Source organism: Xylanibacter ruminicola Ga6B6, from assembly GCF_000687715.1.
GTDB classification, from domain to species: Bacteria; Bacteroidota; Bacteroidia; order Bacteroidales; family Bacteroidaceae; genus Prevotella; species Prevotella ruminicola_B.
Map to the genome: position 1 here is coordinate 1 of NZ_JHXD01000038.1, position 11,719 is coordinate 11,719.

At 41.2% G+C, this 11,719-nt stretch carries 6 protein-coding genes; 5 read left to right on the forward strand and 1 reads right to left on the reverse strand.

The genetic code is table 11. The features are described 5' to 3' along the window. The 5 genes from T500_RS16110 to T500_RS0114290 form a co-directional block, all read left to right on the forward strand. The coding region (locus tag T500_RS16110) for an ATP-binding protein (RefSeq protein WP_036909232.1) at positions 1-270 on the forward strand (270 nt) is incomplete at its 5' end. A 39-nt stretch (positions 271-309) separates the two neighbouring features. Then, positions 310-708, forward strand: a complete 399-nt coding sequence (locus T500_RS0114275; RefSeq protein ID WP_028908666.1) for a hypothetical protein — start codon at positions 310-312, stop codon at positions 706-708. Continuing rightward, positions 695-2,779: an AAA domain-containing protein gene (locus tag T500_RS0114280; protein ID WP_230580921.1), complete on the forward strand. Its 2,085-nt coding sequence runs from the start codon at positions 695-697 to the stop codon at positions 2,777-2,779. The genes T500_RS0114275 and T500_RS0114280 overlap by 14 nt, the downstream gene beginning before the upstream one ends. A gap of 3 nt (positions 2,780-2,782) precedes the next feature. Continuing rightward, entirely contained in the window at positions 2,783-8,917 is a 6,135-nt protein-coding gene (locus T500_RS0114285) for a DEAD/DEAH box helicase (protein ID WP_028908668.1), read from the forward strand. Positions 8,918-8,928: 11 nt separating this feature from the next. Further along, positions 8,929-11,022, forward strand: a complete 2,094-nt coding sequence (locus T500_RS0114290; RefSeq protein ID WP_028908669.1) for a UvrD-helicase domain-containing protein — start codon at positions 8,929-8,931, stop codon at positions 11,020-11,022. Between the two features lie 386 nt (positions 11,023-11,408). Here the strand turns inward: T500_RS0114290 and T500_RS17070 are convergent, their stop codons facing one another. After that, positions 11,409-11,555 carry a hypothetical protein gene (locus T500_RS17070; protein WP_155267573.1) on the reverse strand — a complete coding sequence of 49 codons (147 nt, stop codon included), beginning with the start codon at positions 11,553-11,555 and terminating at the stop codon, positions 11,409-11,411. Positions 11,556-11,719: the final 164 nt, after the last annotated feature.

Consider the following 11,719-nt stretch of genomic DNA (forward strand, 5'->3'; position numbering starts at 1 on the left):
CTCATTATCGATGACTTTGGAATCAAAGTGCTTGATGGGCAGCAACTGTTAGACTTTATGGAGATTATCGAGGACAGACATGGTCAGAAGTCCACTATCATCGTGTCTCAATTGCCAGTTTCAAACTGGTACGACGTGCTTAAGAAGAATACCACTGCTGCTGATGCCATCCTTGACAGAATCGTGCACACAGCTGTACGTTTTGACCTCAAAGGAGAGAGTATGCGGAAGAAAAAATCGACAAAAAAGAGCGATGTTACAGAAAAATGATTAAATTTGCAGCGCCATTAGGATGAACGAGTCAGAAAAGTGAACGGATATCCCCGTTTTGGGTGGGTGGATATCGACCGTTTTTTGCATTATGCTAAAGGTGGTCTATTGAACATTTCTCCATCTATTTGGAACATGATAACGAATGACAGATGTGTTGTGTGCGTATTTGTAGGAGACAAGGTAAATGAGTTCTTCTATATTCGTAACAAGCAAGATCTTCTTGACTGGATAGCTAAAGACGCTATCATCATTAAACTTACAGGTACAAAGAAAGTTGAAGCGGTCAACAGATTGTATTCGGAAATATTGAGCGATACACAAGGAACTGCTTACACTTTGATCAGAGTTGCTTACAATGAGACATATAATTCGTTATTTGCCGACATTGAATACAACAATTTTAGCCAAAATGAAATAAAAGATGATGACTATTGATTTGACAAAAATAAAAAACTATCAGTCCTTTTTTGGTGACCAAGTAAAGGAAATAGAAATTGAGCAAAAGACTCTCGTAATGTCACCAGTCTGCCAACTCTTTAAAAAGGAAGAGCTGACTTGTGGATATGTTGATCATGTCAATAGGGAAAGGGGGCATGTTGTTTTTAAGTTTCCTAAAAACAAGGCGCCACGTCTTAAAGTCCTTCGCTCGCTGGCCGTTATATCCAAGGGAGCTTGGGCTGAACTTGGTAAGCCTATTTCATCATGGAATATTGCTTTCCTTGATTTTATGAAGAATTCAAAGTATCATTCTCCAACATCTGATGTTCTCCCTTTATATTATACTAACAAAGGAAATTCGGACTATGACTACGTTGGCTGCTCTTCCATTAGTTTGTCCTTATTTGAATTGTTTGACAGAAAGTGCCAAGAAGGGAAATCATTGACGGTGCTGTTTTTTATGCCTTTCCCACCAGTCAACTATTACAACAATCTTGTAAACTACATGGAGTCGTTCCCATCAGACGAATTACTGATAGAACCAACAATAGAATATAAGAATTGGCATCCAGAGGAACTTGCTTTTAACGAGCAGCACCCTGATGCAATTGCAGATACAATAGCAGATACTCTGCATAAAGACCATTGTTGTATTGTACAAGGTCCTCCGGGAACAGGTAAAAGTTATACCATAGCTACAATTATCGCTAAATATTTGAACGAGGGGAAAACCGTTTGTGCCACCACAATGGCGAATAAGGGACTTATAGAACTGGTAAAGCAAGACCCCTTAGAGGATTTTGTAATAAAAGGAAGAATATCTAAAACTAATCTTTCCGCTGACGAAAGGAATTCCGTACCAGGACTGAAGCCTGCTATCAGTAAACTAACTGTCCCCCCTGGTGAACTACTTTGTTCAACGAACTATGTCTTGTCTTATGCTTTTGACAAGAAGAATGTTGCTGAGAACGGCATACCAACATACGATTTAGTAGTGATAGAAGAAGCATCTCAGGCATTTCTTACGACACTCATTGCTTTCAAATCCTTAGCAAAAGACTGTCTGATTGTGGGTGATCCCATGCAGTTACCTCCTATAATTTTAAGTCCAAATAAAAGCATCTATAAGACATGGAATGCAAATACTCAGATAGAAGGGCTTCAAACAGTTGCTTTGGGGACGGACATTAAAGCATATAGAATTGTAACGACTTTCCGATTGTCCTCAGAAAGCGCAAAGCTTACCTCGCTTTTTTATGGAAATCGATTCTGGTCTGTTCAAAAGAAAAAGGTAGATTTCTCCGCATGTTCAAGTAAATATTTCCCTAGAGATGGAGGTGTGCTATATTATTATACAGGTCATTATAATGGTATAATTTCGAAAGCAGGTCTCAATATTGTAGGGGAAGTCGTAAGGGAAATCGAACGAAACTATCCTACACGTTCACTGGCTATTATATCACCCTTTAAAGATACCGTTCGCCAGTTACAGAAGACCTTTCTAACAGATACCGCGATAGAAGATATTACTGTCGAAACGATAGACAGAATACAGGGCATGACCGTAGATTATGCCATTGTGTATATTCCTGGTCGTAACATCGGGTTTGCACTTGAAGAAAGAAGATTCAATGTCGCAACCAGTCGTTCAAAGAGTACGACACTCATTATATCAGATGTTCCGCTTTTGAATATGCCTGTCATAACACCAAATGTGGCGAATTTCTTAAAGAATAGTGTTTCTATTGGAGAAGATTCCTCTTGTATTTCGGAATCAGATATAGAAATCATTGAGAGTGCTATAGACAAAAACGATATTATAGTTCTATATCCAGGCATGGAGTCAATAGTAGAGCAGTTATTAGACAACAATATTCCATTTAGCCATGAAGGAGATGTTGACCTTATGGATAAGGACGGGGTTGTAATTGCCAGTGCAGGAATGTTGCTAAAAGAATACAATATTGCCATAGATCCAGTTGATGATGACTCTAAAAAGGTTTTTGAACGAGCAGGATATAAGGTGATTTCTTCAGATGAATTTAGTGTTGAACTTTTAAAACAATAAGATATGTTACCACTTCAGCAAGCACGTGAAGTACGTGATTCTATCATAGAGTATATCAAGGCAACCTTCAAGTTCAAGGAGAAGGATGTCAGTGATGCTTTCTACCGCTTTATTGAAGATAAAGAGGATGGCTTGTTCAAGGGACCATTCATATCGCTGAAAACACCTTTTGTTTCAGCTACTGAGGAAGAAAGCAAGAATATTCCATTGGATATTGCGCCGAACTTTCCACCATACAAACATCAGCTACAGGCATTCAGTCAGCTGACCATGAAGAATGGGCATCAGCCCGAACCGACATTGCTCACCACTGGTACAGGTTCCGGTAAGACGGAATGTTTTCTATACCCGATACTTGATTACTGCTACAACTGTAACAAGTATGAGCGCCAAGTGGGTGTAAAGGTGATTATCATGTATCCGATGAATGCACTTGCCAGCGATCAGGCTAAACGTCTAGCAGAAACAATATGGAACGATGAACGGCTGAAAGGGAAAGTTACAGCGGGACTTTTTGTGGGTGAAGGTACCGATCCACAGGATTATCCACGTGATATGGGCGAAAATCATATCATAGAAAATCGTGATGCCATTCTGGATACAGTGCCTGATATCTTGCTCACCAACTTCAAAATGTTGGATTATGGCCTGATGCGCCAGAGATTCAGCTGCTTGTGGAGAGGAAACATTGATACGGACTATAAAGCACTGAAATTCATTGTTCTTGATGAGTTACATACGTACGACGGAGCACAGGGTACAGATGTGGCCAACTTGATACGCCGTCTGAAACTGAAACTAAATATGCCAAAAGGCGTGCTGTGCCCAATAGGAACTTCAGCAACTATTGGAAACGGACCAGACAGTAAGAAGCGACTGTGTGATTATGCATCTGATGTGTTTGGAGAGACTTTCAAAGAAGAGAATGTGATAGAAGAGCATCGTATTCCTGTCGACCAATATGTGACTGTTACAAACAATATCCTTCCTGATGCGAAACTAATAAAAAGTTGCGAGTTCGGGGCAAATGACACTGTGGAAAGCTATATGAAACGTCTGTGCAAGGTGTGGCTGAAAGATTCCTCTATCTCTCCAATAGATGCCGGAATATCCCTTCGCAGTATGGATATTGTCAAGTCCTTATTGGAAATTCTAAGCACAGGAATCCTGTCGCTTGATGATATACAGAAGAGGTTGATTGACCAAAATAATAATTATCGTAAGCTCTATCTACAAGAAGGAGAGAAAGTGTGCATTATTACTTTGGAAAACCTCTTGGCACTGATTGCTTATGCCAAACGCCCACTGAACACTACGGGAAAACAGATACCGCTGCTATATCTTCAAGTACAGCTCTGGCAACGTGAATTAAGCGGAATCTTACGCTATTTCCAGAAAGAACCAGAATTCACATGGCGACACAGTTTGAAGAAGGACGAAGACCGCATAGCACTTCCCATGTATTTCTGTCGTGAATGTGGAGCAAGTGGGTGGTTATCCAGACGTCTGGCTACCGATGACCGTTATTGCTCTGATATAACTACCATCAACAAGGCTTTCATGAATCGAGAGAAAGAAGTGGTTCTGCTTAATATTGAATCGAAGAAACATGAAGCCATAGATGAGTATGTGAATGAAAATGCTATTAATGTTACCCATCATGTGTTCTTAAAAGATTTGCGTGAAGCAAGCGTTAGTGATAGTGATACATTGAGGGTGCGTGTATGCAGTAAGACAACATCGACAAGAGGCGGCAACCAAAAGTTTGCCTCTTATTGTCCTGAATGTAACAGTGATTCTATCTGTCAGGTAGGTGGAAGAACATCTACATTGTCGAGCGTAGCTATCAGTCAGGTTCTGTCAAGTGACTTTGACCATGCAGATGAAAAGGAAAGAAAGATTCTGGTATTCAATAACAGTGTGCAGGATGCTGCCCACCAAGCAGGTTTTTACGAGGCAAGAACGTTCCGCTTCCTGTTCCGTCAGTCCATGCAGCAATACATTAACACGTTGGATCACCCTGTAAACATTGCAGAGTTGCAGCAGGGATTTAAGGATTATTGGAAAGCGAAATTATCAGAAGAGGATTATTATAACCGCTTCCTGCCAGCTGACTTGGCTTCGCACATAGACTTACGTTATAACTATCGTGAAGGAAGTGGATTTATGCAGACTTTCAAGAATGAGTTTGATGTACGTGTTGATTGGGAAATTGTCAGCGAACTGGGTCTGACCTCACAATTAGGTCGTACATTGGAGAAAACAGGTTCATCTGCGACCTTCTTCAAAAGCGAAGATATACACAAGGTGTATGACTTGATGAAGGACTTCTTGATGGATAATAATCTCGGATACGTAGCAGATGACGAGCGGGCGTTCTGCCATTTTGTTTATGGTATTCTGCAAAGAATGAGGCGGCACGGTGCTGTAGACCATCCGTATTTGGATAAATACAGGAAAGAAGCCCTTACTCTTTGGGCACTAAACTGGAACAGAGACGGTCGACATTTCCTGAACAGGCCATTTGGAGGTATGGTCAGGTTCCCGAAGCTTATTGGCGTAAACTTCCAAGGGACCAATGACGATATGCTTGATATTGTGGTACTGAGAAGGGAAAAGCCCAATTGGTATACGAATTACTACATGCGCTATTTCAATACTCTTCCTATTGAAAAGAATCCGATGTTGTTCAATGAATTTATCCGAACGCTTTTCTGTAAGATGGAAGAAGTGGGGCTTGTCAACAAAGCGCCAGAAGGGGGCGGCAATTATGTTATCAACCCTGACCACATCTGGGTAAGTAAACAAGTTAAGCATATAAAGTGCAGCAACTGCCAGTCAACGCTTTATGTAGCCAAGAGTGACGTGCTTGCAGAAGATACTCTCTGCCTTGACTACAAATGTGCAGGAACCTATTCTGAGGAAATAAACCCAGAATTGAACTATTATCAGCAAGTATATAATAGAGCACTATCACCTCGTGTCTATGCACGGGAACATACAGGCTTACTGGAACGTAGCGATAGAGAAAAGCTGGAGAAAGACTTTAAAGAGCATCCTCATTCCAACTCCGTTAACGTTCTTACAGCTACGTCTACGCTTGAAATGGGTATTGATATTGGTGATTTGAATGTGATGGGCAATGCCAATGTTCCGCCAAAACCAAGTAACTTTCTGCAGAGGGTAGGTCGTGCTGGCCGTAAGGAAGGTGCTGCACTGGTGCTGAATTATGCTCATTCTGGTGAGCCACACGATATGTATTATTTCACCTATCCAGACGAAATGATGGAAGGAGAGGTGAATACACCTGGATGTTTCTTGGAGGCTAAGGACATCCTTCGTCGTCATTTCTTTGCATATTGTATAGACACATGGATTAGTGCCAGTACCGACAATACGCTTCCGTCATATGTGAGAGACCTGAAACTCACAGAAGGGGCAATGGCTCTTGATAGTTTCGTTATTAATCGAATTATTGCCTTTATTAAGGCCAACAAGAATACCTTGAAGTCGCGTTTTGCAGAGCAGTACGATGAAAAGACTCAACCCACATTGAAGATTCTCGCTGAGTCGTTGGATAATGAATCTTTCTATCAGATCATTATCAAAGAGTTTCATTCTTTAGCAGATAGATTATATGGGCTGGGGCAGGAGTTGAATGAATATAAGGAGCAAGAAGAGAAACTACAGCCTAATGACCCAGCTAAAGAAGCCATCAAGGATTTGATAAAAGCGTGCAAGAAACAGTATGGGAATATCCAAGGAGAAAGTCTAATTGAGTTTATGACGAACTGTGGTCTATTGCCAAACTACGCATTCCCTGAGACGGGGGTAAAACTTCAAGCCAGTGTTTATTCGTCACAGGAGAAGGAAGACAAGAAGATCAATATTGCTGAGCCCAGTGTTATTGAGTTGACTCGTTCAGCGTCACAGGGAATCAAGGAGTTGGCACCGGGTAACAGGTTCTGTACTCAAAAGTATCAATTGGAAGTCAGCGGAATCCCGACATTTGACTGGAAGGACAATCTCACGATAATGAAATATTGCTCAAAGTGTGACTGCCTGGCAGAAAAAGGCACGCCAGAATTTGGGCAGTCCACTTGTCCAAAGTGCGGTGACCCATCATGGGGCGTTAATCATCACCACTTTTTGAAATTTACGAACGCCAGGAGTGCCATGTTTAAGGTTGATGCTGTGCTTGATGACTCCAATGAAGAACGTTCTAAAGAACAGTTCATCGTGAAGAAACACTTCATGTTCCATCATAAAGGAGTTGTTTCATCCTATGCCATGAAGGGCATTGGTTTCGGTATTGAGTTCTGTAACAATATGGATCTCTATGAGGCTAACTATGGTATGCAGATGCAGTCTGGAGCAAAAATTGAAATCAACAATGAGAATATCATACCGGAAAATGGATTTGTGACTTGTAGATATTGTGGTAAATCAACTCCAATTCTATCTAAAACGAATAGAGAGCATCAGCCGGTAGAGCAGCATTACAGATTCTGTAACCACAAACAGGTAAACTTTGCGGATGACAGAAACGGCGAGGTGTTTGAACAGTTGTATTTGTTCCGTCATATGCAGACCGAAGCCATCAAGATACTGCTCCCAGTACAGATACTGGATGCAAAATCTGCAGTCGAGATGTTTAGGTCTGGCATTGAACTTGGTATGAAGGAATACTACCATTCTTCTCCTGAGCATATCAGGATAGACTCCTATTCAGAGGTAAACCTGGCAACAGGCAAGAAAGACTATTATCTGGTGATGTACGACACCATTCCTGGTGGTACTGGCTATTTGGCAAAGTTGTATAACACTTCGGAATTCACAGAATTGTTAGAAAAAGCATACGACAAGATAAAGGATTGTTCATGCCAACATGAAGGTAAGGATGGATGTTACCATTGTATACTGACCTATGGAAACCAATACTCGCGTGACTCGTTTAGCAGAGAGCAGGCAGAGATTCTGTTTGGTAAGCTTGTTGATAATAGCAAGACTTGGGAACGTATAGATGGATCTGTTGGTACTATAGCTCAGAGCGGAGCAGCAGAAGACAGTGAACTTGAACTGAAGTTTGTCAGTGCCATGCGTACATTATCCAAGAAGAAAGACTGGTCTTTTGAGAAGGTTCCCGATGAAGATTCTTACCATTACGAGTTGGTGGTTTTGGATGATAAGACAGACACAGAAATCAGATATAACATCAAACCACAGTTTGAATTGACTGTGGCTTACGGTGTCAAGCATACGACCATCCCCGACTTCCAAATCATGTGTACTTATGCAAGAATAAGCGGTTTTGAAATAGAAGATATCATTAATATTCCTTGGTGGTCGGTGTATCTGGATGGTTACCAATACCATGCTTGCGCACCTAATATGAGATTCTATAGTGACTGGGAAAAACGTGAAGGCATTAAACAAGCCAAACCACAGCGCATGTTCTCATGGACATTAACGTGGGAGGATATCCAGCTCTTCGAGTCAGAAAAAGATGATGAACTTGGCTTCAACTCTGTTACTCGTCTTGGTCAACTATTGGAAAACCCACAATTGGGAAATATCAAAGAAACGTGTTTCTGGTGCATAAATGATACACCAAACTTCCTGCCTAGTAGTGGTTCGCTCTATAGTGGCTCACTGTCACTTGACGCTTCTTGTGCAAACGACCTTACTGAGACATCAACAGATGAGGAAGTAGAGAAAGCCTTTAGTAATGCTATAAAGTATGATCTTCAGTTGCAAAGGGGCTTAAACGAACTGGATAAGGAAGAATGGGTAGCATTCTGGCGAAGGTATAACCTGATTCAATTCTTCTCAGGAAGTCTTGAGAGTTCACAGGAAGAGGTTGCTGCAGCACCTGTGAACCGTGAAGAGGTGAAGGAACTTTATCCTGGTATGGAAGATATTGTTGATATACTGATAGACAACAACATTCCATTCAGCTATGATGGTGTCTTTGAACTCACAGACGAGAACAATGATGTAATCGCCAGTGCTGCTATGATTATTGATAATCCGAAAATTGCCATTGATCCTTTCTCTGATGAGGATAGGGCAATGTTTGAGCAAAAAGGATATAGAATTATCAGTCAGGAAGAATTTAGTGTTGAACTTATAAAATAAAAAATACATCTATGAGACTATTTTTATCAGAAACTTTCTTTGATGCAGTTCTTAAGTTGCCAAAGAAGACCCAAGACAAAGTGGTTACATTCCAGAAGAAGTTTCGTGAAAACCCAGCTTCTCCAGGTATTCACTTAGAACCTATAGCCCAATTCAAGAATTCCACGATGCGTACAGCACGAGTGGATGACAATTATCGTATTGTTATCGGTGTGTTGGACGGCAATACTTATTCTCTGTTGTATGTTGCCGACCATGAAGAGGCATATCGATGGGGAATGAGCAAGCGGTTTGTTTGGAACGAACATACACAGGCTTGTCAGTTAATATCTGTAGAAGAGATAGAACAGGATTATACGCCTGCACCTCAGACAGTCACAGAAAGTATGTTTTTTACTGGTGTCCCAGAGGAGAAACTGTTGAAAATAGGTGTTCCACAAGAGGCTATAGGTAGAATCATGTCCATCAAATCATTGGACGACCTCGATGCTTTGGAACCAATTTTGCCTATTGATGCTTATGAAAATATCTTTAATATTATGGATGGTGTGAACATCGATGATATTATCAATAGTATTGAGGATGGTCAGGCACGCGAGAATGAAGACAAACTGCTCAGTGACAACAATAAGCGTAGATTCGTAGAAATTACAGACGATGATGCTTTGCAGCGTATCATCGAGCAAGGCATGGACAAGTGGCAGATATTCCTTCATCCTTCACAGCGAAAACTTGTGGATGCCGAATATAAGGGTACAATGAAGGTTAGTGGTGGCGCTGGAACTGGTAAGACTGTTGCTGCCATTCATCGTCTGAAATTCTTGTGTCAGAAGCCTGGTGCCAATGTGTTATTCACTACTTATACAAAAACACTCAGCATCAACTTAGCGGACTCAATTGAGAAGCTCGACGTTCCATCGAACAAGTACACATTGAGTAATATCGACCGTGTATTATTGGATGTTGCTCAAGCTTATAAGATCAAGGATGGATACAAGGTTCTTGACTATAGTGGTGACGAGGAGTCATTAAAGTTGTGGCGTGAAGTTCTGGAAACAGAGGTAACAGAGTTTGACGAGCAGTTCCTATATGATGAATATATCGATGTCATTGTATATTACGGCAATAAGGATGCTAAACAATATATGATGCAGCCACGTGTTGGTCGGAACAAAGCATTAAGTCGCAAACAGCGTGTTGAAATATGGAAACTAGTTGAAAAATATGTTGCTTTAAAACAAGAGCGCAAGGTTGTCGACAGACTGGAACTTTTTAATGAGACAACAAATTATCTCAATGAGAATGATATCCATCCATATACCAACGTCATTGCTGATGAGTTCCAGGATTTCTCTAACCCGGAACTGAAGTTCCTTCGTGCTCTTGTTGCCGAGGGGGAGAATGATTTATTCTTAGTTGGAGATCCGATTCAGCGCATTTATACTGGCAGAAAAATGAATTTTGGAGCTGCTGGAATTAACGTAAGAGGCATCAGAAGCAAGAAACTGAAAATCAATTATCGTACTACTGAGCCTATCAAGAGAGTTGCTGTTGGTGTCATTAAGGGAATTGACTATGACGACTTGGACGGTGGAAAAGAGTCAACTAAAGGATATGTTTCTCTTATTCATGACGGTGTGGCACCTCAGTATAAGATTGTCGATGATGCCAATGCAGAGGTAGAACAAGTTGTGGAATGGCTAAATGAGTGTCTTGAAAATGGAATTAAAATGTCTGAAATATGTATAGCAGCCCCTAGTATGCAACTCTTAAAGGGTATTCAAACTAGATTGCATAGGGATGGTACGGAGTACAGAGTGTTGAAAGGTACTCAAAAACAAGGCTCTTCAAATGGTGTTGACCTATGTACATTCCACTCTTTGAAAGGACTGGAGTATCGTGTTGTCATGCTAATAGACGTGAATGAGCGAAACCTTCCTTCGAAAGCGACTGAGGGCTATCCTTTTTCAGGAATGGATAATGCAGCCCGAAAGGAGTTCCTGTCTGCTAAACGTTCTTTGCTTTACGTTGCCATTACACGAGCAAGACAACTTGTATATATGGTAGGCTTTGGCGAGCCAACAGGTTTATTGAAACAAAGTTAGTGGATTGTCGGAATTTAGTAAATCCGAACTAAACTAACAGTTTGTCGGAAATCATTTGTGGCGATCATCGCGTTTTTGGGTTATGTGGCTTATGACGCGTGGTTTAAGTCCCGGTCTCCTATGTGGTATGGGTCTTATCACTCGTATGAACCTGATACGATTAGCACGAGGGATAGTGTGGTGAAGGAGATGATCATCCGAGAGCCTGAACACTCTCGGATGATGGTTTTTTAGCGGGGGAGGAGGAGCTCGCGTAGCTCGTTGATGAGCTCGTGAAACAGCTGCTCCTGGCGCTCGGGATCGTTGTCGTAGTGCGACAGGATGTCGCGCCAGATTTCGATCTGCTTACTGGTTTTTAACTCGAAGTCCGAAAGAAGTTTACCTTTTTAGGCTCCATTAATAGTGCCATGGCCCAGATTGTACTGGGCCTCCTTGGCACGGTGCATGCGGTAGAAAGTCGTGTGGACCTTCACCAGCACCTTGACTGTCAGAGCGTGTGCTGCTGACAGTGGATCTAAATTGTACTTCTTCATCACGTAATAAACGTAAATTGTGTTAATAATTATATATTGCGTCCTGACTATAGGACACTTGTTTGTTAGCCTGCCGGAATTTTATTATCTTTGGAATGTCAACCGGTGACACTTAATCAATAACGTTCAAAAATAAAAATTATTGTGTGTAAATCACAAAAAAA

Excerpts from the sequence above, each read along its gene's own strand:
- T500_RS0114280 (WP_230580921.1), top strand. The coding sequence starts at position 695 with ATGATGACTATTGATTTGACAAAAATAAAAAACTATCAGTCCTTTTTT.
- T500_RS0114285 (WP_028908668.1), top strand. The coding sequence starts at position 2,783 with ATGTTACCACTTCAGCAAGCACGTGAAGTACGTGATTCTATCATAGAG.
- T500_RS0114290 (WP_028908669.1), top strand. The coding sequence starts at position 8,929 with ATGAGACTATTTTTATCAGAAACTTTCTTTGATGCAGTTCTTAAGTTG.
- T500_RS17070 (WP_155267573.1), bottom strand. The coding sequence starts at position 11,555 with ATGAAGAAGTACAATTTAGATCCACTGTCAGCAGCACACGCTCTGACA.